The 25570-nt window shown below is 70.6% G+C and carries 20 protein-coding genes and 1 pseudogene; 13 read left to right on the top strand and 8 right to left on the bottom strand.

What is annotated here, in order from left to right:
* Positions 1-395: 395 nt before the first annotated feature.
* Positions 396-512: pseudogene (locus tag AQJ46_RS58935) on the bottom strand (leucine zipper domain-containing protein); the annotation flags it as partial.
* 114 nt (positions 513-626) lie between these two features.
* Positions 627-1025 carry a VOC family protein gene (locus tag AQJ46_RS00900; protein ID WP_059203720.1) on the bottom strand — a complete coding sequence of 133 codons (399 nt, stop codon included), beginning with the start codon at positions 1023-1025 and terminating at the stop codon, positions 627-629.
* A 93-nt stretch (positions 1026-1118) separates the two neighbouring features.
* On the opposite strand from AQJ46_RS00900, the gene AQJ46_RS00895 reads away from it, so the two are divergent.
* Positions 1119-2120 (top strand): helix-turn-helix transcriptional regulator, encoded by a 1002-nt coding sequence (locus AQJ46_RS00895; protein WP_059203719.1) that lies wholly within the window; start codon positions 1119-1121, stop codon positions 2118-2120.
* Between the two features lie 32 nt (positions 2121-2152).
* Here AQJ46_RS00895 and AQJ46_RS00890 read toward each other — a convergent pair whose 3' ends face one another.
* Positions 2153-4984, bottom strand: a complete 2832-nt coding sequence (locus tag AQJ46_RS00890; protein ID WP_059203718.1) for a helix-turn-helix transcriptional regulator — start codon at positions 4982-4984, stop codon at positions 2153-2155.
* A gap of 52 nt (positions 4985-5036) precedes the next feature.
* The gene (locus AQJ46_RS00885; protein ID WP_059203717.1) at positions 5037-5459 is read right to left on the bottom strand and encodes a cupin domain-containing protein; all 423 of its coding nucleotides are present in this window, start codon (positions 5457-5459) and stop codon (positions 5037-5039) included.
* Between the two features lie 370 nt (positions 5460-5829).
* On the opposite strand from AQJ46_RS00885, the gene AQJ46_RS00880 reads away from it, so the two are divergent.
* The 6 genes from AQJ46_RS00880 to AQJ46_RS00855 all read left to right on the top strand — a co-directional run bounded on the left by AQJ46_RS00880 (position 5830) and on the right by AQJ46_RS00855 (position 14856).
* On the top strand, positions 5830-6819 hold the full coding sequence (locus AQJ46_RS00880; protein ID WP_059203716.1) for an ROK family glucokinase: 990 nt from the start codon (positions 5830-5832) through the stop codon (positions 6817-6819).
* Positions 6820-6962: 143 nt separating this feature from the next.
* Entirely contained in the window at positions 6963-8396 is a 1434-nt protein-coding gene (locus AQJ46_RS00875; protein ID WP_079072054.1) for a sugar porter family MFS transporter, read from the top strand.
* The gene (locus AQJ46_RS00870; RefSeq protein WP_318656706.1) at positions 8393-8701 is read left to right on the top strand and encodes a WhiB family transcriptional regulator; all 309 of its coding nucleotides are present in this window, start codon (positions 8393-8395) and stop codon (positions 8699-8701) included. The genes AQJ46_RS00875 and AQJ46_RS00870 overlap by 4 nt, the downstream gene beginning before the upstream one ends.
* Positions 8702-8894: 193 nt before the next feature.
* Entirely contained in the window at positions 8895-11639 is a 2745-nt protein-coding gene (locus AQJ46_RS00865) for an ATP-binding protein (RefSeq protein ID WP_059203714.1), read from the top strand.
* 100 nt (positions 11640-11739) lie between these two features.
* A complete protein-coding gene (locus tag AQJ46_RS00860; protein WP_059203713.1) occupies positions 11740-14514 on the top strand; it encodes a helix-turn-helix transcriptional regulator in 2775 nt (924 codons plus the stop codon).
* Between the two features lie 144 nt (positions 14515-14658).
* Positions 14659-14856, top strand: a complete 198-nt coding sequence (locus AQJ46_RS00855; protein ID WP_159063970.1) for a hypothetical protein — start codon at positions 14659-14661, stop codon at positions 14854-14856.
* Positions 14857-15425: 569 nt separating this feature from the next.
* On the opposite strand, the gene AQJ46_RS00850 is transcribed toward AQJ46_RS00855, so the two are convergent.
* Together AQJ46_RS00850 and AQJ46_RS00845 are read right to left on the bottom strand one after the other, a co-directional pair.
* Positions 15426-16199, bottom strand: a complete 774-nt coding sequence (locus tag AQJ46_RS00850; RefSeq protein WP_059204359.1) for a hypothetical protein — start codon at positions 16197-16199, stop codon at positions 15426-15428.
* Positions 16200-16397: 198 nt separating this feature from the next.
* Positions 16398-17162, bottom strand: a complete 765-nt coding sequence (locus tag AQJ46_RS00845; RefSeq protein WP_059203711.1) for a VOC family protein — start codon at positions 17160-17162, stop codon at positions 16398-16400.
* Positions 17163-17342: 180 nt separating this feature from the next.
* On the opposite strand from AQJ46_RS00845, the gene AQJ46_RS00840 reads away from it, so the two are divergent.
* The gene (locus AQJ46_RS00840; RefSeq protein ID WP_059203710.1) at positions 17343-18257 is read left to right on the top strand and encodes a GNAT family N-acetyltransferase; all 915 of its coding nucleotides are present in this window, start codon (positions 17343-17345) and stop codon (positions 18255-18257) included.
* A 2-nt stretch (positions 18258-18259) separates the two neighbouring features.
* Here the strand turns inward: AQJ46_RS00840 and AQJ46_RS55270 are convergent, their stop codons facing one another.
* On the bottom strand, positions 18260-18409 hold the full coding sequence (locus tag AQJ46_RS55270) for a hypothetical protein (protein ID WP_159063969.1): 150 nt from the start codon (positions 18407-18409) through the stop codon (positions 18260-18262).
* A 289-nt stretch (positions 18410-18698) separates the two neighbouring features.
* The gene (locus tag AQJ46_RS00835) at positions 18699-19646 is read right to left on the bottom strand and encodes a methionyl-tRNA formyltransferase (protein WP_059203709.1); all 948 of its coding nucleotides are present in this window, start codon (positions 19644-19646) and stop codon (positions 18699-18701) included.
* Between the two features lie 250 nt (positions 19647-19896).
* On the opposite strand from AQJ46_RS00835, the gene AQJ46_RS00830 reads away from it, so the two are divergent.
* From AQJ46_RS00830 to AQJ46_RS00810, 5 genes are all read left to right on the top strand, one after another.
* Positions 19897-21252 carry a lysine N(6)-hydroxylase/L-ornithine N(5)-oxygenase family protein gene (locus tag AQJ46_RS00830; protein WP_059203708.1) on the top strand — a complete coding sequence of 452 codons (1356 nt, stop codon included), beginning with the start codon at positions 19897-19899 and terminating at the stop codon, positions 21250-21252.
* A 111-nt stretch (positions 21253-21363) separates the two neighbouring features.
* Positions 21364-22422 (top strand): FecCD family ABC transporter permease, encoded by a 1059-nt coding sequence (locus AQJ46_RS00825; protein ID WP_059203707.1) that lies wholly within the window; start codon positions 21364-21366, stop codon positions 22420-22422.
* Positions 22419-23522: a FecCD family ABC transporter permease gene (locus AQJ46_RS00820; protein WP_059203706.1), complete on the top strand. Its 1104-nt coding sequence runs from the start codon at positions 22419-22421 to the stop codon at positions 23520-23522. Before AQJ46_RS00825 ends, AQJ46_RS00820 begins: the two co-directional genes overlap by 4 nt.
* Before the next feature lie 40 nt (positions 23523-23562).
* Entirely contained in the window at positions 23563-24402 is an 840-nt protein-coding gene (locus AQJ46_RS00815) for an ABC transporter ATP-binding protein (RefSeq protein ID WP_059204358.1), read from the top strand.
* Positions 24403-24513: 111 nt separating this feature from the next.
* The gene (locus AQJ46_RS00810) at positions 24514-25569 is read left to right on the top strand and encodes an iron-siderophore ABC transporter substrate-binding protein (protein WP_059203705.1); all 1056 of its coding nucleotides are present in this window, start codon (positions 24514-24516) and stop codon (positions 25567-25569) included.
* Position 25570 lies beyond the last annotated feature (1 nt).

Below are 25570 nucleotides of genomic sequence, written 5' to 3'. Positions count from 1 at the left end.
TGTGCAGTGGCGGACGTAGGCCCACTCGTGGGAGAGCGTCCCGAGATACCTTTCCACCTTCCCGTACTTGCGCGGCTCGCACGGCCTGGTCCGCTTCTGCGTACCGATCGCGGCGAGCGCGTATCAGCCCAGGTCGTGGACCGGTAGCACGCGCCGTCATCGGTGAGGCAGCGGCGGATCGAGGAGCACAGCGGCGGCCGAACTCCTCGGTGTGGGTGAGCCGGGAGTGGTCGTCGAGCGCCGAATGCTGGTACGTGTATCCGACTTTGCCGGTGCCGGGCCCCCCGCGCAGCTGCTCGCCAGTTGGTAGATCGAGGTCCCCGAGCGGGTTGAGTCCTCGCCTCACCGGGTTGCGGTGAACGGTCGCCGACGCGAGTGTGACGCCGTGCAGCCGCTGCAGGCCTGGTGGCGGGGCGGGAGGAGTGGCCGAGCAGTCCGTTCTCACCGTGCGCCCGCCGGCGGGCGCACCACTTGGCCGGGCAGCGACGGGAGATCCAGGCTTCCGCAGCCACGTGCGCGATCGGACGTCCGGCGTCGATCCGCAGACACAAGCGCAGACGTCCTTCGAGGGGCAGCGGTGCGTTCCGGTGCCCCCTGCTGGTGGCGCTCCTGGGCTGCGCGTGGCGTCAGCGTGCGAACTTTTCGATAGCCGCTGGGGTGACGGGGGTGAAGAAGTTGACGAGGTTGCCGTCGGGGTCACGGAACAGGAGCGACCGGTTGCCCCAGGGCATCGTGGTGGGCTCGTTGACGAAGTCGGTGACGAAGCCGGTCAGGTTCTGGTGAACGCTGTCCACGTCGTCGACGAGGAACTCGGTGATCACGCTGTGGTTGTCCGCCGGGCGGGCAGAGCCCGGGGCGAACAGCGGGACGGTGCGGGTGCCGGCGATCGCGAGGGTGGCGCCCGGGGTCTTGAGTTCGGCGAAGTCCTCGGTGGCCCACGTCGCCCGCACTCCTGTGGCTCGCTCGTAGAAGTCGACGAGGCGCGCCACGTCGCTGGTGATGATGCGGATCGAGACGAAGTCCATGGGGATCTCCTTGGCTGTGCTGAAGGCGTGCACTGCGCAGGCTAGGAGGAATAGTGGACAGAATCGGTCCTGTATTTGCGTTAGGTTGTGGATATGCCCCGACCCACTGGCCGCGTGCTGACACTCCTGGAGCTGCTGCAGTCGGGCGGCATCCGGACAGTGGCCGAACTAGCCGGCCGGCTCGGCGTCGAAGGGCGCACCGTGCGGCGGTATGTGGACCAGCTGATCGACCTCGACGTGCCCGTGGAATCGGTGCGCGGCCGCTACGGCGGGTACCGGCTCGCCCCCGGGTACCGCTTGCCTCCGCTCATGCTCAGCGACGACGAGGCGCTGGCCGTGCTGCTCGGCCTGGTCGCCGGCCGCCGGGCAGGGCTGACGACGACGCAGCACACGGCGAACGAGACGGCATCGGCCAAGATCCGGCGGGTGCTGCCCAAGCCCCTCGCCCGTCGGCTCGACACACTCCTGGAATCCCTCGACTTCACGGACCAGCCCGGAGAGTTCGACACCCCGGAAGCCGGGGTCCTGCTCACCCTCGCCGATGCGGTGCGCCACCGCCGACCGGTCTCGATCCGCTACCGCGACCGCTACCGCGACCGCGACGGACGGCGCAGCGAACGCACACTGCACGCATACGGGATCGTCGCCCATGCGGGCCGGTGGTACGTCACGGGCAAGGACGCCCGGATCGGCGAGGACCGAACCTTCCGGCTCGATCGCATCGCAGACGCGCGGACCCTGCCCGGCTCGTTCGAAGCGCCGACGGGCCCCGGTCCGGCAGAGCGCGTGTTGTCAGGGTTCGCCACGGCCGAGTACCAGCATGAGGTGACCTTGCGGATCCACGGAACGGTCGAGCAGATCCGCGCCCACCTTCCCGCCAGTGTCGCGAGCCTGGAGGAGCACGAGCCCGCGGCAGGCGGGGACCGGGCGACCGAGCGCTGGCTGCGCGTCGAGCTGAGGGCGGAGCGGCTGGACTGGTTGCCTCCCGTACTCGCCTCACTCGCCCGGCCGTTCGTCATCGAGCGCCCCGCTGAACTGCGCGACCTCGTCATCGAGCTCGCCGATCGCCTCGCGTCCTACGCCCGCCAAGCTTGACAGCGAGGAACCAATGCCGTGAGACGGTACATCTAGGTCTGCGAAGAGGTGGGAGACCGTTCCGCCCGGGAGTGCTGAGGCGGCAGTGCGGCGAGGGCCTCGCCGAGGGTGACACGCGAGGTGATGCCGAGCTTCCGGAAGATCCGGTGCAGATGGGCGCCCACGGTGCGGTGGGAGAAGAACAGACGTTCGCCGATCTGCTTGTTGCTCAGCCCGGTCGCGGCGAGTGCGGCGATCTGGTGTTCCAGCTCCGTGAGCGGGCCGGCCCCCAGGTCCTGGTGGGCCCCCCAGGTGGCGTGACGGCCGGTGGCCCGCAGCTCTTCGGCCGCCCGCGCGGCCCAGGGGGCGGCCCCGAGACGGCGGAAGGTCTTGAGGGCGGCGGCGAGGTGCGTCCGGGCATCCTGGGCGGCCCGTGCGCGACGCAGGTGCTGTCCGTATGCGAGGCGGACCCGGGCGAGGTCGAAGGGCCAGCGCTCGGCACCGGGAACGGCGAGCGCTTCCTCGAAGGCGTCGGCGGCCCGGTCCTCGGGGGCGGCGATCGCGGCCGAACCGGCGGTGACCAGTGCCAGGCGGCCGGAGATGCCGGGCAGGCCTGTCTGCCGCATCGCGGCGACATGGGCGAGTGCCTCGGCTCGGCGTCCGCTGCGCACGGCGGCCTCCACGAGGTCCATGGGAACCCACAGAGCCAGCGGGGCATGGGGGGCCAGCATGCCTGAAGGGCTGATCGCCGAGGCGTCGAAGTAGGCGTCGTCGTGGTCACCGCGTCCCAGGGCCGCCAGCGCCGTCATGTGCCGTGCGAAGTGCTCGACGGTCCGGGCGCCGCGGGGTACCGCCCACTCCGTGATCCTCTGTGCCAGCTCCCGCACCGTGTCGTCGTCGCCCCGCGCCGCGGCCAGCAGGCCCTGGACCCGGTGGAACTGCTGGGCCAGCATCTGATAGCCGTGGGCCTCGCACACGGCCAGCCCCTCCTCCGAGAGAGAGCCGCACTCGTCCCATCGACCCGTCAGGAAGTCGTCGAGACACAGCACGACGAGCGCGATGAGCGCCGACGTGACCGCGCCGCCTTCCCGCCCGTCCTCGACGACGGGCCAGAGCGCCGCACGGCACCCGGTCGCCCGGTCCACGAACAGCGCCGCCATCGCGACCCGTTCGATCCGGCTCGGGTCGGTCTCCCGGTGCAGGTCGTGGATGACGGCGTCGAGCAGGCCGAGGGCTGCCGGGGAGGAGCGTGCCGGGTCGGAGTAGACGTCGCCGAGGAGTTCCTGGAGGGGAGGCATCGGCACGGTCAGCTGCGACATGGCGGCCTGGTAGGCGTCCCAGAACTCGGGTCTGCCCGCGCACAGGCACACCCTGCGCAGGGTGCACAGCGCCTCGAAGAGCGCCTCGTCGTCGCCGTCGGACCTGCCGTCGCGGGTCGTGATCGCACCGACCAGCAACCGGTGCGCGGTGTTGACATCACCGTCACGGTTGAGCAGCACCTGGGAGGCCGCGGCCGCCGCCCGCAGCGATCCCCGCAGTTCCGGGTCGGCACGCCGGGCCTCCACGAGCAGTTCGGCCGCGGTGCGCAGTTCTCCGGCGACGTCCGCGCCCACGAAAGCGGCTTCGGCGAGCCGTCTGCCGCGGTCCGCGGGGCCGGGAGTGAGGTCGGCGGACCGCACCAGCGCGTTGAAGGCGCCGACGGCGTCGCCGCGCCGGCGGGCCCGGTGTGCGGTGGCCTCCAGGAGCGCGGCAACCTGCTCGTCAGGATCGGGTGTGGCCTCAGCAAGGTGCCAGGCCCGGCGATCGGGTTTGCAGGTCAGCGCTTTGGCCAGAACCTGGTGGGCGTCAAGGCGCTGACCGCTGGTCGCGCCCGACACGACGGTCGCGCGGATCAGCGGATGGTGGAAGGACAGCCGCCCCAGTCCTCGGTGTTCGATCCGTAGCAGCTGTGCCCGCTCCGCGGGAGCGAGAAGGGCCAGTACGTCCTCGCTGGGGGCGGCGGCGCGCAGGACCGACAGGTCGCCGCCGCCCTCCAGCGCGGCCAGGAGGAGCAGCCGACGGGTGGGGGCCGGCATCTCCGCGACGCGGGAGCCGTACAGGTCCCGCAGTCGACGGCTGAGCGGGAGCACCTCGGACGGCAGCACTCCCGCGCCGGCTCGCGAGTCGCCGAGCGCGGCCGGCAGTTCCAGCAGTGCCAGCGGGTTGCCCTGCGCCTGCGTGAGGACCCGACGCAACTCCTGCCCGGCGAGCAGCGGGAAGTGGATGCCGACCAGGGCGGCTGCCGCACTGTCGTCCAGTGGAGACACGGTGAGCTCGGGAAGCCCCGCGCGTTCGAAGAAACTCTCGAACCCCGGCCGCGAGGCTGCGAGAAGGCCCACGCGGCTCCCGGTCAGCCGCCGGGCGACGAACGCGAGCGCCGCGGCGCTCGCCCGGTCGACCCATTGCAGGTCGTCGATGACCAGCAGAACGGGACGGCTGCGCGCCGCCCGGCGGAGCAGCGCCAGTACGGCCCCGTAGAGAACCAGCCGATCCACCGGGGCACCGTCACCCGCGCCCAGCGCCACGGTCAGAGCCTCGCGGTGCACCGGGTCGAGCCCGTCGTACTCGTGCAGCAAGGGTTCGAGTACGTGGTTCAGTCCGGCGAAGCTCACATCCGCGAGGAACTCGACCCCGTCGGAGTGCAGGACCAGCGCACCGGCCGCCGTCGCCGCCGTCGCCGCGGCATCCAGAAGCACGGACTTGCCGACCCCCGGCTCCCCGGACAGCAACAGCACCCCACCGCGCCCGAGCACCTGGTCGACGTACGACCGAAGCAACTGCAGTTCCCGGTCGCGTCCTACCAGCGCCTCGGTCGTGCCGCGCGGCGCCGACCCATGACCGGCCACAGCGGCCTCCTTCGAGATCTGACGTGGCGGACTCTCGTCCCCGGGCCGTGGTTCAGTCGGCGGCGGGCCGCGGGGCTCGCAGGTGGGCCCGTTTCGACAGCTCCTCCTCTTCGACCAGCGTGAGCATCGGCCGGCCGGGCGCGCACAGCATGATGACGACGTACTTGGCCGGCGTGTCCGACAGGGCGTTGCCGTTCTGGTAGTGGATCACGTCGCCGCCCGGCTCCCAGAAAGTCTCACCGGCCTTGATGACCCGCTCGGGCTCGCCCTCGAGTTCCCACCGGACGGCGCCTTCGGTGACGTAGCCGAAACACGGCCCCGAGTGCCGGTGCGGCGGCGTCCCGGGGTGTCCCGGAGGCCACTCGACCACCACGGTCATCGCCGAAGCACCCTCCGGCACGAAGGGCGGCTTGACGTCCGCCAGCATCCTGGGCCCGGTCCCGTCCTGGCTCCCGTGCTCGTCGGCTCCGCTCATCGATTCCTTGTCCAACACCGTGGCACACCTCCGGTCGATCCGACTTGGTTCGCTTAGAAGACAACGCACGGCCCGGATGTGTGACACAGCGAGCGAAAACGCCGGACACAGTCGAATGACTCATGCAACTCGCCACCGGATTACGGAAGCTGAGCCGGTAGGCGGACCGGCGATGAACCGCCGCCGCCGGGGTGCCGAAGCCGCCATGCCGGTTGTTCCGGCCGGTGACGAGCCGACTTCCCCCCTCTTTCACACGGAATCACAACGTCAGGAGCCACACCATGTCTCACGGTCCCGTCAGCCTGCAGCGATCAGGCGGACACAGACGTCGGCACGCGCACCGTCGGATCGACGGCGGGGGCGGTGCCGCATGAACGAGCAGAACGGCGGTCTGACCGTCGGCGTCGATCTCGGCGGCACGAAGATCGCCGCCGGGACGGTCGACCCCGGCGGCGAGGTCGTCTCCCGGGTGCGCGTCGCCACCCCGCACGACCCGGACCGGATCGCCGGGGCGATCGCCGAGGCGGTCCAGCAGGTCCGCACGGGCTGGGACGACGTCCGGGCGGTCGGCGTCGGAGCAGCCGGATACGTGGACGCGGACCGCTCGACGGTGCGTTTCGCACCCAACCTGGGCTGGCACGACAAGGAGATCCGGGACATCGTCCAGGAGGCCACCGGGCTTCCGGTCGTCGTCGAGAACGACGCGAACGCCGCCGCTTGGGGCGAGTTCATCCATGGAGCCGGGGCCGGGCACGACGACATGGTGATGGTCATGGCGGGCACCGGCCTGGGCGGCGGCATCATCAGCAGGGGCCGGCTCTTCCGCGGCCGCTACGGCATGGCCGGCGAGATCGGCCACTACCGGGCGGTGCCCGACGGGCTGCCCTGCCCCTGCGGCCAGCACGGCTGCATGGAGCAGTACGCCAGCGGAGCGGCCCACACCCGCCGCGCCCGCGAGAAGGCGGCGGCCGATCCGGCACGAGCCGCGGTGGTGCTCGCGCTGGGCGACGGCACCCCCGGCGGCCTTGACGGGCACCATGTGACCAAGGCCGCCCTCAGCGGCGACCCTTTCTCCCTCGAGGTGTTCGCGCAGTCGGGCCGCTGGCTGGGCCAGGCACTCGCCGACCTCGCCTCCATCCTCGACCCGTCCGTCCTCGTCATCGGCGGTGGCCTCGGCGACACCGGCGAGCTGATCAGGCGTCCGGCCGAGAGGTCCTACCGTCGGGCCCTCGGCGGCGGCGAGCACCGCGTCTACGCCGAGGTCCGCACCGCCACCGTGGGATCGGACGCCGGCCTCGTCGGCGCGGCGAACCTCGCCCGCCTCCACGAACTGCTCTCAGCCCCGGCGTTCGGCGTCTGAGCGGCGGCGTGCTCGCCGACCGGTGCCCGGTCATCAGCGCAGTCGTCCATCCGATCCACGTCCGCTACGACGGGTACGCCCGCCCGGCCGGAAGTTCCCGCCTGCGCCGGTGCGTACCAGGTCCTGTGAAGGAGTCCTTGTCCATGACCGCGAACGCCTCTTCCGCGGGGCGGGCCCACTCGAGGGCCGCTCTCCGCCCGTCCAACCTACGGCGCGTCACCTACATCTCCGCGGCCGCGTCGACCGGCGGCTTCCTGTTCGGCTACGACAGCGCCGTCATCAACGGCGCCGTCACCGGAATCCAGCACCGATTCGCTGTCACCTCCAGCGAGACGGGCACCATCGTCGCCTCCGCTCTGCTCGGTTCCGCGTTCGGAGCGGCCGTCGCCGGACGTCTCGCCGACCGCATCGGCCGTCGGCGCGTGATGCACCTCGCCGCGGTTCTCTTCGCGATCAGCGCGCTCGGCTCGTCCATGCCCTTCTCCGTCTGGGACCTGGGCGCCTGGCGCATCGTCGGAGGTATGGCGATCGGCCTTGCCTCGCTGATCGGGCCCACCTATATTGCCGAGGTCGCGCCGCCCGACCACCGCGGGCGGCTCGCCTCGTTCCAACAGGCGGCCATCGTGCTCGGCATCACCGCCTCCCAGCTTGTCAACTGGGGCATCGCCCAAGGGGCCGACGGCAAGAGCGAGAACGCGCTGGGTGCCCTGCATGCCTGGCAGTGGATGCTCATGGCCGCGGTCGTACCGGCGCTCGCCTACCTGTTCCTCACCCTGCACATCCCGGAGTCGCCGCACTTCCTCGTCGCAAGGGGCCGCGAGGCCCAGGCCCTCGCCGCGCTGCGCGACCTGCAGGGCACGTACGCGGGCTCGGAGGAGCGGATCGCCGAGATCCAGCATGCTCTCAAGACCGATCACAAGCCGCGGGTACGCGATCTGCTCGACGGCCGCTTCGGGCTCCTGCCGATCGTGTGGGTCGGCATCGGGCTGGCCGTCTTCCAGCAACTCGTCGGCATCAACGTCATCTTCTACTACTCGTCGTTGCTGTGGCAGTCGGTGGGTATCGACCAGGCCAACTCCCTTCTGATCAGCCTGTCCACATCGATCGTCAACATCGTCGGTACCGTCGTGGCGATGCTGCTGATCGACCGGGTCGGCCGGAAACCGCTCGCGCTGACCGGATCGGCCGGCATGGCCGTGTCGCTGGCCTTCGCGTCCTGGGCTTTCTCGTACAAGACGGGCAGCGGCGGCAGTCTGTCCATCCCGGACGCCCAGGGTGCCGTGGCGCTGGTCGCCGCCCACGCCTTCGTGTTCTTCTTCGCGGTCTCCTGGGGTGTGGTGCTCTGGGTGATGGTCGGTGAGATGTTCCCGCTGCGTATCCGCGCGGCCGCGATGTCGGTGGCGACTGCCGCGAACTGGATCGCCAACTGGGCCGTCACCGAGAGCTTCCCCCGCATGTCGGACTGGAACCTGTCGTCCACCTACGCCGTCTACGCGGGCTTCGCCGTGCTCTCCTTCGTCTTCGTCGCCGTCAGGGTGCGCGAGACCAACGGCAAGAAGCTGGAGGAGATGGGATGACAGAGTCTCGTACGCCCCTGATGAACAACCGTGTCCTTCCCGTCAGCCCGGCGGTCGGAGGGTGGCCGGCCGCAGCGTGCCGTGGTGCCGACATGAAGACCTTCTTTCCCGCTCCGGGCGACCTGGCGACCGTCCGACGGGCACTGATGATCTGCGATCGGTGCCCGGTGCGGATTCCGTGCCGCCGGTACGCGCTCGACAACCGGGAGCGGCATGGGATCTGGGGCGGTCTGACCGAGGAGACACGGGAGACGCTCATCCGCATCGGGCCGCCGTCGGCCGTGAGCTCCGGTTCCGTCGGGTGACCGCCTTCGGATCCGGGCTTCGGCGCCGCGGCGCAGACGAGACTTGAGTCGTTCTACCGATGGTGCGATCGCGCCGAGGGTGTAGGGGGCCACGGTTAGGATGTGGTGCGACGTGACTCCCTGCACTGAGGAAGCCGCACATGTTCAGCACAGCAGCCGGGGCCCTCCAGAGGCCGAACCGAGCCCCCGCGCGATGATCGGCCGGGACGCGGAGCTGCGCATCCTGCGCGGGCTGCTGGCGGACGCGGCGGACGGACGCGGCAGTGCGCTGTTGATCCACGGCACCGCCGGTGTCGGTAAGTCGGCTCTGCTGCGCTCGGTCGGTGCCGAGGGCACCGAGGGCGGTTTCAAGGTGCTGAGCGCAGCCGGTGTGGAGACCGAGCTGTGGCTGCCGTTCGCGGCTCTGCAACTGCTGCTGCAACCGGCCGCCGACGGCATCGGGAAGCTGCCGTCTCCGCACCGCACCGCGCTGGTCGACGCCTTCAGCGCCACCCAGACCGAGCCACATATTTTTCGGGTCGCGCTCGCCGTGCTCGAACTGCTCACCGACGAGGCCGACCGGCAACCGCTCCTGCTGCTCGTCGACGACCTGCAGTGGATCGATTCGCCGAGCCGGGACGTCCTCAGATTCGTCGTCCGACGCACCCGCGATCTTCCCGTACTGATCGTGGCGGCGTCCCGGGTTCACTCTCCCGACTCCTACGCCCCGAGCGCGCAGCCGGACCTCCATCTGCAACCGCTCGGCCGGTCCGCCGCCGCCGAACTGCTCGACGCGGGTGCACCGGACCTGTCGGCGCCGCTGCGGGCCCTCATCCTGGAGCGCGCCGCGGGCAACCCGCTGGCCCTGGTCGAGCTGCCCAAGACGGTGCAGGACATCGGACCGCAGCTGGACGATCTGCCGCTGACCCAGCGACTGGAGGACGCGTTCGCCGCGCGTACGGACTCGGCGAGTCCGGAGTGCCGAACGCTCCTGCTGGCCCTGGCCACCGAGCCCAGCGCACCACTGAGCCGGCTGCTGGACGTGTCGAGTCGTCTGACGGACACGACGGTTTCCGTGGACGCGGTGCAGGAGGCGGTCGACGCGGGCCTGGTCGGTCTGGTCGGCCGGAGCCTCGAGTTCCGGCATCCGCTGATGCGCTCGGCGATCTACACCCGTGCCACGGTCGCCGACCGGCTGGCCACCCACCGCGCCATCGCCGTGGCCATGGCCGACACCCCCGAGCGCCGGCTTCTCCACCTGGCGGCCGCGACGCTCGGCCCGGACGAGGAACTCGCCGCCAAGCTGGAACGTTTCGCCGACACCGCGCTCGCCCGGGGCAAGGTGGCCTCCGCCGTGCCGGCCCTGCGCCAGGCGGCCGAGCTCGTCCAGGACCCTCGCCGCAGGACCGAAATCCTGGTCCGGGCGGTCGAGTCGGCCAGCGAGATCAACGACCGGGTGCACACCCAGCTGTTGCTGGACCGGGCCGACATGAGCGAACTCGGCCCGCTGGAGCGGGCCCGCCTCATGGTCGTCTCCGACAAGGCGGCGTTCGAACCCGACGAGCCGCACCGCCGGATCGAGGACATGGTGACCACAGCGGCCGGCGCGTTCGACGCAGGCGGCGTGCAGGTCGCCGAGAACCTGCTGTGGCGGGCGGCCGCCCGGTGCTTCTTCCAGGACGGCGACGCCCGGGTGCGCACGCTGGCCGCGGCCGAGCTGGACCGATGGAACCCCGATCCGGACGCTCCCGTCGTGCTGACGGTACGGGCGTACACGGAACCCTTTCGGTACGGCGCCGAGGTGATCGCACGGCTCGGCGGCCTCCGGCCGGACCGTCTGGACGGCCGGATCATGCATTTCCTCGGCAGCGGCGCGATGGTCCTGGGCGACGCCACCCTCGCCGCCCGGTACCTGTCGCTGGCGGCCACGGCGTGGCGGTCGCAGGGCAGGCTCGGGCTGCTCGCCCGGTCCCTTGCGGGTAGTTGGCCGCGGGTGTACCTCGGTCAGCTCGATCGGGCCCGCGAGGAGTCCGGCGAGGGACTCGCGCTGGCCGAGGAGACGGGGGAGTGGATCGTCTGGCTGGGGGTGAAGGCGACAGGGAGTCTGGTGGCGGCGCTGCGCGGGGAGACCGAGGACGCGGAGCGGATGCTCGGCGAACTGCGCGCCCACCGGTTGTTCCCCGGCATGCCTTTCGCCGCCGTCATGGCGCAGCAGGTAGAGGGCCTGCTCGCGCTCTTCGACGGCCGCGCGGCCGAGGCGTACGACGCACTCGCGCGCGCGTTCGATCCGGCGGACCCGCACTACCACTCGGTCAGCCGCTGGCTGCTCGCACCGGACCTGGCGGACGCCGCAGTGGCCGCGGGCACCGTGCAGCGGGCCAGGGAACTACTCGACGGACTCCCCGAGTTGGCCGCCCGACTGCCCTCGGAGATGATGGTCGTGGCCCACGTCTACACCGAGGCGGTGCTGGCGCCGGACGACACGGCGGAGGAGCACTACGCCGCGGCACTGGCCGCGTTGCCCGCCGGCTGGGCCCTGTCGCGGGCCCGGCTGCACCTGCACCACGGCCGTCGGCTCCGTCGGCAACGGCACAACGTCGACGCCCGGTATCCGCTGCGTAGCGCCCGCGACGAGTTCGACCGGGCCGGCGCGCGGCCCTGGGCCGAGATGGCTCGCGAGCAGTTGCGTGCCGCCGGCGAGTCGAGCGGTCGACGGCATGCGAACACCAGCGACCGGCTGTCGGCCCAGGAGATGCAGATCGCGGTGCTCGCGTCGCAGGGACTGAGCAACCGGGAGATCGGCCAGCGCCTGTTCATCTCGCACCGCACCGTCGGAGCCCACCTGTACCGCATCTATCCCCGCCTCGGCATCACCAGCCGGGGCAAGCTCGCCGCCGCGCTCGCCGCACTCCAGGACGGACACCCGGCGAGCGACTCGTCTGGTGCCGGCGCCGGCTGACCACACGTAGTCGCCCCTGCCCGGACGGGCACCGACCATGGGCGCGGCGATCAGCGGACGGATACCATACCCAGCGAACATTCCTGACAAGGGAGCTGCCATGGCGAGGCGCGTTTCACGGGCCCGGCTCCTCGGCAGGGAGAACGAATGCAAGGCTCTCGACGATCTCGTGGCAGGCGCCAGAGCCGGGCGCAGCGGTGTCCTGGTCCTGCGCGGTGAGCCCGGGATCGGCAAGACCGAGCTGCTGGGACATCTCCTCGGTCGTGCGACCGGATGTCGCACCATCAGAGCGGCCGGCGTCCAGTCCGAGATGGAACTCTCCTACGCCGGCCTGCACCAGCTCTGCGCTCCTCTGCTCACCGGGCTCGACCAGCTGCCCGAGCCTCAGCGTGATGCGCTCGGCACGTCCTTCGGTCTGCGCGCCGGCGCCGCGCCCGACCGGTTCCTCGTGGGTCTGGCCACGCTGAGTCTCCTCGCGGACGCCGGAGGTGACCAGCCGCTGGTCTGTGTCGTCGACGACGCACAGTGGCTGGACAAGGCGTCCGCGCTGACCTTGGAGTTCGTGGCCCGCCGACTGCTCGCAGAATCGGTTGTGCTCGTCTTCGCCGTTCGTGAACCCAGTACCGGCCATACTCTTGGCAGCCTTCCCGAGCTGTCCCTCACGGGACTGACCGAGCGCGACTCCCGGACGCTGCTCGACTCGGTTGTCACCGGTCCGCTGGACGAACGGGTGCGCGACCGCATAGTCGCCGAGTCACGCGGCAACCCGCTCGCCCTGCTCGAGCTGCCGCGGGGGTTGACCGCGGCGGAGATGGCCGGAGGGTTCGAGCGTCCGGACGCATGGCCGTTGTCGAGCCAGATCGAGCAGGGCTTCCTCCGCCGCGTGCAGGCCCTCCCGTCCGAGACCCGACGCCTTCTGTTCATCGCCGCCGCGGAACCGCTGGGCGACGTCACACTGCTGAGGCATGCGGCCGGGCACCTCGGGATCGACGCCGACACGGCCGTGTCGCACGCAGGCGCGGCGGACCTGATCACCCTCGGCACCCGGGTGCGGTTCCGGCACCCCCTGGTGCGCTCGGCTGCCTATCGAGCGGCGGACCCGAGCGAACGCCGAGAGGTGCACAAAGCGCTGGCCGACGCCACCGATGCCCGGCTCGACCCCGACCGCCGGGCCTGGCACCTGGCCGAGGCCGCCTCGGGCCCCGACGAGACGGTGGCAGCCGAACTGGAGCGCTCCGCGGGCCGAGCCCACGCACGCGGCGGTATCGCTGAGGCCGCCGCGTTCCTCCAGCGTGCGACCGCGCTGACACAGAATCCCGCGCGACGCGCACAGCGCGCGGTGGACGCAGCACAGGCCAAACTCCACGCCGGGGCGTTCGAGCCGGCTGCCACCCTCCTCGCCACGGCGGCGGCCGGACCCCTCGACGAACTGGGCCGCGCGCGGATCGAGGTGCTGCGCGCCGGGATCGCGTTCGCCCAGAACCGTGGCGGCGAGGCCCCGCAGCTGCTGCTCGCCGCCGCCCGCCGCTTCGGTCGGCTCGACGATGTCGCACTCGCTCGTGAGACCTACCTGGACGCCATCGCGGCGGCGATATTCGCCGGCCGCCTGGCGCGCGGCCCAGGACTGCTGGAGGTGGCCGAGGCCGCCCGTGAGGCCCCGCCGGCACGGCAGCCACAGGTGTCCGACATGGTGCTGGACGCCCTCGCCGTGCGACTCGCCGACGGTTACCCGGCCTCGGCGTCGATGATGGAGCGAGCACTCGAAGCACTCTGCGACGAGCGGCTCCCCGTACAGGAGCAGCTGCGCCGGCTGTGGCTCGCGTCCGTCATCGCGTCGGATCTGTGGGACGACGAGCGTTGGCACGCGGCCGCGACACGTCATGTGACGGTCACCCGCGAGGCCGGAGCGCTCAGCGCTCTCCCCGACGCCCTCGACTCCCGCGCATTTGTGCACCTCATCGCCGGACAATTGGCGACGGCCGAAGCTCTGATCGAGGAGACCGCAGCGGTGTGCGCGGCGACCGGCATCAGCAGCCCGGGACGTGTCGGCCCCCTCGGCCTGGCTGTCTGGCGTGGTCGCGAGGGCGAGGCCCGCACATTGATCGACGCGATCCTGGGCGAGGCGGTGCCGCGTGGCCAGGGGGCCACTGTCACCGTCACACGCTGGTACGAGGCGGTGCTCTGCAACGGGCTCGGCCAGTACGAGCAGGCGCTGGCCGCAGCCCGGGAGGCAGCCGCCGAGCAGCGGGAGTTCGCCTCGCCGCGGTGGGGCCTGGTCGAGCTGATCGAGGCGGCCGTACGGAGCGGCTCACCCGAGTCGGCCACCCACGCGCTGGAGCGGCTCTCGGAGGCGACGCGAGCCAGCGGCACGGACTGGGCGCTGGGCGTGGAAGCGCGCTCGCGGGCGCTGCTCAGCGAGGGCGACTCCGCGGAGCGGCTCTACCGTGAGGCGATCGAGCGGCTCGACAGGACCCGGGTCCGCATGGAACTCGCCCGTGGGCATCTGCTGTACGGGGAGTGGTTGCGCCGCGAGAACCGCCGCGTCGACGCTCGTGCCCAACTGGACATCGCCCACGAGATGTTCGGCCGGTTCGGGGCGGAAGCGTTCGCCGAACGCGCGCGAGGCGAGTTGCAGGCCACGGGGGCCAAGGTTCGCCACCACACGGTCGCGACGCCCACGGCTCTCACTCCGCAGGAGACGCAGATCGCCCGACTCGCCGGGAAAGGGCTCACGAACCCCGAGATCGGCGCCCAGCTGTTCCTCAGCCGCCACACAGTCGAGTGGCACCTCCGCAAGGTGTTCTCGAAGCTCAGCATCTCTTCCCGCCGGGAGATCAGTGCCATCCAGTTCGAAGACGAGGCGACATCGGCCTGATCCGCGACTGGAGTGCCCCCCCGTTACCGGTCCTGTCACAGAAGCTTGGGGTATCTGGTCATCCCTTCACACGGTGGCGTGAGCGCGGAACGTGTGCAGGCCGCCAGCGGCCCCATCCGTGCGCGCCGCACCCTACGAACTGGCATGGAGGCAACAGTGTTCGAGCACCGGACAGAGGCTGAGATGAGGCTGTACTCCGAGAAGATGGCCAGGGAACTCGCCCTGAAGAGGCGGCAGAAGGAAGGCGACAGCACCGAGAACGATGACGTCGTCGATACGCCGCCTCGGGCCGGCGAGACCCCCGCGACCACGGTCACCACGGACCCGGAGCGAACAGACTGACCTCCGGTGCGGCAGTGCGGGTGAGTGCCGGCCACATCCCGCCTTGTCGGGAAGGAGTGGTCGGCCGAACTCGCCGGGCTGGCGATCCGGGTGAGCTGCTGGGCGACGACCGCCGACGCAATTGCAGGGGTGGCGGTCCGTCGATGAGTGGCCGGGCTCAGAGTTCAAGCCGGCAGCATGTCAATGCTGCGCCCCGGGGGATCCCCGGCGCGCGGTGAGCCGTTCTCCGAGCTCGCTGCGCGCATACAGCACTGTCCGCCCGACCCGTGCTCGGGCGACCAGGCCACACGCTGCCGGCACCGAGAGAAGATGCTGGGACACGGCGCTGGGTGTGACTCCGAGCGTGCGGGCAAGGGACGGGTGGTTCTCCGCCGCACTGACACGCCGGCTTTGGCGTGACTCGGCCGGCGTCGGGCCGCTCGCCGTCCTCGTGGCGCGATCTACTCCCCGTCACTCTCAATGGTCACTGTCGATCAGGACGCCAACACGGCCACCTTCACCGCCGACGAACTCCCCGGCCTCGACGGCGTCATGCGTAACCCGCACGGTCAGCGTTCCGCGTACACCCGTCATCGACCGGGTGACGGTGACGCGGCCGTTCCGGAGCCGGGTTCCCGGGGCCGCATGAGCCGTAGGTCGTCGCCCCACGCGTCGAGCGTGGGGCCGTGACCGGCCCGCCGTGCCACCTCCTCGACCCGCGCGAACAGCCGCTGCTGGAGACTCACTGCACCCGTGGCCGCGATGTGTCCGACGGCATCCAGCAGGGCGTCGGTCTCCCACCCGGGCAGCGGGAACCGCTCCAGCTCCCACACCAGGTACTTGTTATAGGGCCGGGGACGCCGGTCGAGTGCGAACAGCAGCTCCAGCAACTGCCCCATGCTGTCGGCGGCGTCCAACCTGGCGGCGAGCGGATGGCCGTCGCGGGCGTTCTTGACGGACCGGTAGAGCGAGTTGGCGTAGGCGTCCAGCGGGCCGGTCGCCGCGTGGAGCGCCTCCTCCTCGCCCAGGAGTGCCTTGGCGGCGACGATCTCCGCGATCTCCCCGTCGAGCCGGTCGACCAGGACCCGGGCACGGGCGAGGGCGTACCGCTCCCAGCCGCCAAGCCGACGCAGGCCGTCGACCGTGGTGACGACGAGGTCGAGGCCGGGGGAGCGATGGCCGTCGAGGGCCGCGAGTTCGCTCGGGGACCCGCTGGCGAGGATGACGTACACGTCGTGGTCGGAGTGCTCGGTGGTCATGCCGTCGTGGGCGCGCGAGCCCTTCAGCAGGAGGCCGGCGACGCCCGGGTCCGCTGTGGCGCGGGCGAGGAACTCCTCGTAGGACAGCGGGGGTTGGGGGGTCACATGCGTCATTGGGATCTCCCGGGCGCGAGGGGGGCGGGAACACGCGGACCGCCCTTGCCGTTGTGCCTACGGGAGGGTGGCCGCTCCGTCCGCGGCGATCGTGTGCCGCCGCGCCGAGGATCAACGCACGCCTCGGACGCTATACGGCCCCGGTGACCGTCCGCATCCCGTTATCCCGTTGTTCCGCGTTCCCGTTTCTCAGCCCTCGTCTCCCGCGAGGTACACGCCGAACACCGCTCCCTGCGGGTCCCGCAGTACGGCGATGCGAGGGCCGTCGGGGACGGAGGTGGGTTCCATGAGGACGGTCCCGCCCGCCGAGGTCGCGGTGGCCGTGGTGGTGTCCACGTCCTCGACGGCGAAGTACGGCAGCCAGTGCGGCGGCACCTCGGGCGGGAACTTGTCGTCCATGGTCACCATGCCACCGAAGTCGGCGCCGTCCAGGCCCCACTGCGTGTAGTGCTCCGAGGCGTTGACGCTCCAGCCGAACACCGTCGTGTAGAAGGCCACGGCCCGCTCGGGGGCCCGGGTCATCAGCTCCACCCAGCCCAGCGAACCGGGTGCGTTGAACAGTCCGGCGCCCGGGAAGGACCGGGCCTGCCAGAGCTGGAAGGCCGCGCCGGCCGGATCGAGGGCCACGGTGAAACGGCCCACGTCGAACACGTCCATCGGTCCGACCAGGACCGTGCCGCCGGCCTCGGTCAGCTTCCGCGCGGCGGCGTCGGCGTCCGTCACCGCGAACGACACGTTCCAGGCCACCGGCTGCGACTCCTGGTACAGCGGGGTCAGTGCCGCGACCGCCGCGTCGCCGAGGTGCGCCACGGTGTAGCCCCCGGCCTCCGCGCGCCGATCCGTCTCGGGGCGCCAGCCGAACAGCTCCGCGTAGAACCGCTTGGCCGCCTCCACGTCGTCGGTCCCCAGCTCCGTCCAGCAGGGGCCACCGGTCACCGGCTTGTCGAACTTCATGGTGTTCCTCCCGGAGCGAATTGCTCTGCGGCCCCCTCCAGCACGCTAAGCCCGGGCCATGGCCCCGGCCATCCGGCGGCAACAGGGTGGCGCGCGGCGCACGGACCGCCGTACCCTCACCCCGTACCGCACCGCATGGCGGCCTCCAGCGCTCATCCCTCAGGACCCGGAGGTCCCCGCATGCCCGCGCTCACGGTGCGCCCCTTCCGCCGCGACGATCGCGACCAGCTCACCGACCTGGTCAACGCGCATGTCGCCGCCGTCGTCCCCGGCGTCTCCGTCTCGACGAACACGGTACTCAGTGCCCTGGAGCGGCAGCCCGATGAGTTCATCACCGACCCGTGGGTGAGCGAACGTGTCACCCTCGTCGCCGAGCAGCGCGACCACGTGATCGCCGCCGCGCATCTGCTGCGCTACCGGTCCGGCCCGGAGGTCGGCGAGTCCTACCGGGACATCGGGGAGATCGACTGGTTTCTGTGCCATCCGCCGGCCTCCTTCCGGCCGGACGCCGACGAGGCCGCCGACGTGCTGATGGGCGCCTGCCTGGCCCAGCTCGCCCGGTGGAACGTACGGTCCCGGTACGCCGGCGGAGAGGTGCCCGCACCCGCGGTGTACGGCCTGCCCCGCAACTGGCCGCATATCCGTGCCGCCTTCGAACGTGCAGGCTTTCGGCATGTCGGCGACACGGAGGTGATCCTGATCGCGCGGGTGCCCGACCTGCCACCCGCCGAGGCCCGCCCGGGCATCACCGTCCAGCGCACGCTGGGGGAGTGCGGCACCCGTCTCACAGCGCACGACAGCGGGCGCGCCCTCGGCTTCATCGAGGTCGACACCTCCCTGGCCCGCCCGGAACGGCACGCCCGTGCCGCCGGCCTCGCCGACATCGGCAACCTGCACATCGACTCGGGGGCGTACGGCACGGGCCTGGAACAGTGGCTCCTCGGCCAGGCCGCCGACTGGCTGCGCCTGTGCGGGGTGGACCGTCTCCTCGCCTGCGAACCCTCGACCGACCAGGCGGCGATCGACCGTCTGACCTCGGCAGGCTTCCGCGAACTGACCCGCACCGACCGGCGCTGGGAGCACCGGCAGTGCTGAGCTCAGATCCCCGGCCGGCACCGGATCGGATGGCCGGCCGGCAGGTCGACCGGCGGTCGCACCAGGTCGAGGCCCCCGCCCCGCAGTTCCTCGTGCGCCGCGGCCACGCCCGTCACCTGGAGCCACAGCCGCACGGCCGTCCACGGCGGCACCTCCGACCGCCCCGAGCGTCGTCTGCTTCGCCCGCCCCGAAGAGACGCCGGCCGAGTTCACCGAGGCCGGGCTCGCCGTCGGGCGCCAGTACGGCGTCGAGGGCGGCGTCGCCTGGCATGGTGGCGTCGAGGACTGGCTGGACGACCCGGAACGCCGCGAGCCGTCCTGGCGGCGAACCGGCGCACCGAGTCCGAGCCGACGCTGCTCGGAGCCAGCGGGTATCTGCTCACGGCGGGTCGGTGGCCGGGGCAGTCGTCCACCATCCGTTGAGGCCTGGCCGCCGGTCCGTCAGGGGCGGCTGGTCAGGTAGCCGCCCATGGAGATGAAGTACTCCGTGGCGGGCATCTCCCGGCCGTCCTCGGTGCGCACGCGGGTGATGGCCAGGCCCGGGTTGCGGCCCGTGCGGGCATCGGCTCCGGCGACGATCACCACGCCGTCACCCTCGCGGTAGAAGATCCGGCCGGGGGTGCCGCCGTAGTGCCCTTGGGACACCACGGCGGCGAGGACCTCGAGCCGCTTGCCCTTGTGGAAGGTGAAGGTGCTGGGGTACGGCTCGGACTGGGCGCGGACCAGGCGTTCGAGGTCCGCCGCCGGCCAGGTCCAGTCGATGCGGCTGTCCTCGATGGACCGCTTGTGGAAGAAGCTCGCTTGGGACCGGTCCTGCTTGGTGAACTCGGTCTGCCCGGCGGCGATGAGGTCGAGTGCGCCGATGGTGACCGGGGCGATGAGGTCGACGGTCTTGTGGAAGAGGTCGGTTGCGGTGTCCGTCGGTCCGACCGGGACCGCCTCCTGCCGGACGATGTCGCCGGCGTCGAGTTCGTCGTTCATCATGTGCGCGGTGACGCCCACTTCGGGCTCGCCGTTGATCAGGGCCCAGATCAGCGGGGAGAAACCGGCGTACTTCGGCAGCAGCGAGTCGTGCACGTTCAGCGTGCCGTGGCGCGGGAGGTCGAAGATGCGCGGAGGGATCCACGTCCGCCAGTTGTTCGCCACGATGATGTCCGGGTCGGCGTCCTTGAGGTGCTCGAAGAGTTCGTCGTCGTCGGGGCGGTTGCGGATCAGCACCGGGACGCCGTGCTCTTCGGCGAGGTCGGCGACGGAGTCGCTCCAGATCTTCTCGTAGGCGTGTTCGCTCTTGGGATGCGTCACGACCAGGACCACGTCGTGTTCGGAGTCCAGGAGGGCTTGCAGGGTGCGGTGCCCCCACGTCTGGTAACCGAGCATGGCGACCCGCATGGGGGTTCCTCCTCAGAGCAGGGAATGACCGAAAGCAGTAAAGCAAGGCTTACCTTAGTGTGCAATGCCCTTGCGTGGCTGCCCAGTTGACGGAGTAAATCGGCGAACCGACTGTCCGTTTCGCCCTATCGACACCCTCACAGGATTAGCTTAGGCTCACCTAAGTTCTTGGCAAGTCGCTCCGTCGGCGTGCCACTTTTCGTGCTTTCCCCACGCCCGGCAGGCGACTGCCCCGCACGATGGGAGTGACATGTCGCAGGTTCTTCCTGGTGACGTACCACCGGTCCACGACCTCATTGGCATCGGCTTCGGACCGTCCAATGTGGCCATGGCGATCGCACTCAGCGAGCACAACGCACGCGTCGGCGGGCAGGAGGCGATCAGCGCTCACTTCTTCGAGCAGCAGCCGAGCTTCGGCTGGCACCGAGGCATGCTGATCGACGACGCGACCATGCAGGTGTCCTTCCTCAAGGACCTGGTGACGCTTCGGAACCCGTCCAGCGAGTTCAGCTTCCTCTGCTACCTGCAGAGCAAGGGACGGCTGATCGACTTCATCAACCACAAGAACCTCTTCCCGCTGCGGGTGGAGTTCCACGACTACTTCGAGTGGGCCGCCGCCCAGGTCGACGACATGGTCTCCTACGGCCACGAGGTCGTCGGCGTCGCGCCCGTCGTCCGTGACGGAGCCGTGGAGTACCTGGACGTGACGGTCCGGTCGGGGGAGGGGCTCGCGGTGCACCGGGCCCGCAACCTCGTCATCGGTACCGGTCTGCGTCCCCTCGTGCCGGAGGGTGTGGAGCGCGGCGACCGCGTCTGGCACAACTCCGAACTGCTGGCCAAGGCCGACGGGTTGGAGGGCACCTCGCCCTCCCGGTTCGTCGTCGTGGGTGCCGGGCAGAGTGCCGCCGAGAACGTCGCCTACCTGCACCGCCGCTTCCCCGGGGCCGAGGTCTGCGCGGTCTTCTCCCGCTACGGCTACAGCCCGGCCGACGACAGCAGCTTCGCCAACCGGATCTTCGACCCCGAGGCGGTCGACGAGTACTTCGCCGCGCCCGAGGACGTCAAACGCCGGCTGATGGACTACCACGGCAACACCAACTACTCCGTGGTGGACATCGACCTGATCGACGACCTGTACGGGCAGATGTACCGGGAGAAGGTCCTCGGCACCGAGCGGCTGCGCTTCCTCAACGTGTCCCGGCTGACCGACGTCAAGGAAACGCCCGACAGGGTCCGTGCCACCGTGACGTCCCTGGTCACCGGCGAGGAGACCGACCTGGACGCGGACGTCGTGGTCTTCGCCACCGGCTACAGCCCCGCCGACCCCATTGGCCTGCTCGGCGAGGTCGCGGACCGCTGCCTGCGCGACGACGAGGGCCGCGTCCGCGTCGAGCGCGACTACCGCATCGCGACCGAACCCGACCTGCGCTGCGGCATCTACCTGCAGGGCGGCACGGAGCACACGCACGGGATCACCTCGCCGCTGCTGTCCAACACCGCGATCAGGGTCGGCGAAATCCTGGACTCGGTCCTCGGCCGGGGTCTCAAGTCCGCATCCGGCCAGGCCCGTCCGGTCGCCGACGGAATCGGCAGCACCGCCCGCTAGCCCGCCGCCGGTCCCGCCCCCCCCACAGCCCCGCCCCGCCCGGTGGTACCGCACCCAACAGGCGCGGCACCGAGCAACCCCCGTGAAAGCAAAGGGATAACGTACCTCGACATGGGCACGACGACAGTGGAGCGCTCCACGCCCAGGGGCACAACAGAGGCCCGTCGGCGACGGGTTGTGGGTTTGGGCACGCTTGTGGTGATCCTCGTGATCACGGGGGCGGTGTCGTTGGCGGTGGGGGCGCGCGCGCTGAGTCCCGCCGAGGTGTGGCACGGGTTGTTCGCGGCGCCGGACTCCGACCAGCGGCTCACCGAGATCAGGCTCATCGTGGAGACCGTGCGGGTGCCCCGGACGGTGCTCGCGATCGTGGCGGGCGTCGCCCTGGGGATCGCCGGGGCGTTGATCCAGGGCTACACGCGGAACCCGATCGCCGACACGGGCCTGCTGGGGGTGAACACCGGCGCCTCGTTCGCCGTGGTGTCGGTGATCGCGGTGTTCGGGTTCTCCAACCCGTTCCAGTACGTCTGGTTCGCCTTCCTGGGCGCGGCCCTCGCCGGTGTCGTCGTGTTCGGGCTGGCGAGCATCGGGCGCGGGGCCGGCAACCCGTTGACGCTCGCACTGGCCGGGCAGGGGATCACGGTGTTCCTCATGGCGATGACCACGGCGGTCGCGCTGTCCAACCAGGCCTCGCTGAACGCGCTGCGGTTCTGGAACGCGGGTTCCGTCGCAGGTGTCGGATTCGACGTCATCTGGCCGGTGACCGGGTTCATCGCGGTCGGCCTGGTGCTGGCGCTGACCACGCTGCCCACCATCAACCTGCTCAACCTGGGCGAGGACGTGGCGCGGGGGCTGGGCGCGAACATCGCGCTGAGCCGGACCGTCGGCATCGTGGCCATCACCCTGCTGGCGGGTGCGGCGACGGCGGCGTGCGGCCCCATCGCGTTCCTCGGGCTCATGGTGGCCCACGTGGCCCGGTATCTGACCGGGCCGGACTATCGCTGGCTGGTGCCGTACGCGGGTCTGCTCGGAGCCATCATCCTGCTGGTCTGCGACATCGTGGGGCGCCTGGTGGTGCGGCCGGGCGAGCTGGACGCCGGTGTCGTCGTGGCCCTCCTCGGCGCCCCGTTCTTCGCCGTTCTGGTGTGGCGCGGAAAGTTCAAGAACGCATGAGCGGGAGAGAGTTGAAGCCGGACGGGACAGACCTGAAGCCGGACGGGACACACGTGAAGCCCTCGGTGGCGCCGGGCGTGCGGCTCGGCCAGGTGTCTTTCGTGTGGCGACCCTGGTTCGTGTCCGTCACGCTTCTGCTGGCGGCGGCGACCTTCCTGGTGTTCTGCGTGTCCATCGGCGTCGGGGACTTCCCCATCGGTCTGTCCCGGGTGATCGCCACGATCTTCGGCGGGGGCGAGCGGGTCGACGAGTTCGTGATCATGGACCTGAGGATGCCGCGCGCCCTGGCCGGGCTCGTCGTCGGCATCGCCCTGGGGGTGTCCGGGGCGATCACGCAGTCCATCGCGCGCAATCCGTTGGCCAGCCCGGACATCCTGGGGATCACCGGGGGCGCGAGCGCGGTCTCGGTGTTCCTCGTGACCGTGTCGGGCGGAGCCTCCGCGGCGATCGTCAACTCCGTGGGCCTGTCCGCCGCGGCGCTCGCCGGGGGACTCGGCACGGGCCTGCTCGTGTACTTCCTGGCGTGGCGGCGCGGCATCGACGGCTTCCGGCTCATCCTCATCGGCATCTCCGTGAGCGCCGTGATGGAGGCCATCACGACCTGGCTGCTGGTCACGGCCGACATCAGGGATGTGGCCCGGGCCCAGGCGTGGCTGGTCGGCTCGCTGGACAACCGGTCGTGGGACGAGGTGTGGGTGGCACTGTGGTGCTCGCTCGTCCTCCTGGTCGTCGTGTCGTGTGCCGCGTTCCAGTTCAAGCCGATGCACTTCGGCGACGAGGTTGCCGCGGGCCTGGGCGTCCGGTACGCGATGGTGCGGGCCGTGCTGCTGCTGTGCGCCGTCCTGCTGGCCGCCGTGGCGGTGAGCGCGGCGGGCCCGGTCCCGTTCGTCGCGTTGGTGGCGCCGCAGGTGGCGATGCGTCTGGCGCGCTGCCCGACGCCGCCGATGGTCGCCTCCGGCCTGGTGGGAGCGTTGCTGTTGATCGGCGCGGACCTGGTCGCGCGCACGGCGCTGCCGATCAGTCTCCCGGTCGGCGTGGTCACCGCCGCGATCGGCGGCCCCTTCCTCGTCTATCTGCTGGTGCGGGCGAACCTCCGATAGCTGGTACAAAAGTTAGGCAGACCTAATGCAGGGGGATCCCGTGGTCGCTCAGTACATCACCGAGATCGAGTCCGGGGTCCGTGACGCCTCGCGGCTGGCAGCCAGGGGCGTCACGGTCGGGTACGGCGGCCGGATGGTCATCGACGGTCTCGACGTGGCGATCCCGCCCGGGGTGATCACCACGATCATCGGTCCCAACGGCTGCGGGAAGTCCACCCTGTTGCGGACCCTGTCACGGCTGCTCAAGCCGACCAGAGGGACGGTCGTGCTGGACGGCGACGACATCGTCAAGCTCAGGACCAGGGATGTGGCGAAGAAGCTCGGCCTGCTGCCGCAGGCACCGGTCGCGCCGGAGGGGCTGACGGTGTCCGACCTGGTCGCCAGGGGCCGTCATCCGCACCAGAGTTGGCTGCGGCAGTGGTCGTCCGACGACGCCGCCGTCGTGGAGCGGGCGCTGGCCATGACCGGGGTGTCCGACCTGGCCGACCGTCCGGTCGACTCGCTGTCCGGCGGACAGCGTCAGCGCGTCTGGATCTCGATGACGTTGGCTCAGGGAACCGACCTGTTGCTCCTCGACGAGCCGACCACCTACCTGGACCTGGCCCACGCGATCGACGTGCTCGACCTGGTGGACGACCTGCACGAGTCGGGGTGCACCGTGGTCATGGTGCTGCACGACCTCAATCTGGCCACGCGCTACAGCGACAACCTCGTGGTGATGAGGGAGGGGGCGATCCTGGCGCAGGGGCACCCGCGCGACGTGATCACCGCCGAGTTGCTGCACGAGGCGTTCGGACTGCGCGCCAAGGTGATCGACGATCCGGTGGGCGACCGGCCGCTCATCGTGCCGATCGGCCGTACACACGTCCAACTGGACTGATACCTCGTGAAGTTATGCGAGTAAGGCTAGGCTTACCTCACCTGCGCACGGTAAGGTTTGCCTGCCCTTAGACGGGGGCGCAGTGGACAGCGCGACAGCAAGGGATTTCGCATGCTCCTCCATCGAACGACGCTCAAGAGATCCCGGCGGCTGGCGGCCCTCTTGTCCGCCGCGACCCTCGGCGTCGGCCTCCTCGCGGGATGCGGTGGTTCCGACTCGTCCGGCTCGAACAAGGCGGGCGACAGCACCACGACCGCCGCCGCCGGCGCATTCCCGGTCACCGTGGAGCACGCTTTCGGAACCACCGAGGTCACCAAGGCTCCCGAGCGGGTCGTCTCCGTCGGCTACACGGATGACCAGACCATCCTGGCCTTCGGCATCAAGCCGGTCGGCATGGTCGACCAGTACCCGAACCCGGCGGGCCGGTCCCCCGACATCAACACCCAGTGGCCCTGGGTGAAGGACAAGTGGGGCGACACCAAGCCCGAGGTCATCATGGCCAATGGTGACTCCGGCCCCAACTACGAGAAGATCGCCGCCCTGCGGCCCGACCTGATCATCGCGGTCTACTCCGAGATCGATCAGGCCGCTTACGACAAGCTCTCCCAGATCGCGCCGACGGTGGGCCGTACCAAGGCCGAGAAGGAGCCGTTCAGCGCGCCCTGGCAGGACAACGCGCTGCACATCGCCAAGGCGCTCGGCAAGGCCGAGGAGGGCGAGAAGATGGTGGCGGACATCCAGGGCCAACTCGACGCGGCCAAGAAGGCGCACCCCGAGTTCGCCGACCAGAAGGCCGTCGCGCTGTCCTGGTACGAGAACTCCGTTGCGCCGTTCACCTCCACCGACGTGCGCGGACGGCTGGTGACGGGCATCGGCTTCACGTACCAGACCGAGATCGACAAGGTCGCGGACGGCAGCTTCTACACCAAGCTCTCGCCCGAGCGCATCGACCTGGTCGACGTCGACCACATCTTCGTCATCAACGACAAGGCGGACACGGACGCCCTGAAGAAGTTCAAGCTGTTCGCCAACCTGGACGCCGTGAAGAAGGGCAAGGTGTCGTACCTGCTGGACAGTGAGGGCCCGGCGGTCGGCGCGGCCATCTCCCAGGGCACCCTGCTGTCCATGCCGTACGCGATCGACGAACTCGTCAAGTCGGCCGGGTAGG

This window comes from Streptomyces canus, assembly GCF_001514145.1.
Lineage (GTDB): Bacteria > Actinomycetota > Actinomycetes > Streptomycetales > Streptomycetaceae > Streptomyces > Streptomyces canus.
The sequence above is the reverse complement of the archived record's forward strand: the minus strand, read 5'-3'. Positions and strand labels throughout refer to the sequence as shown.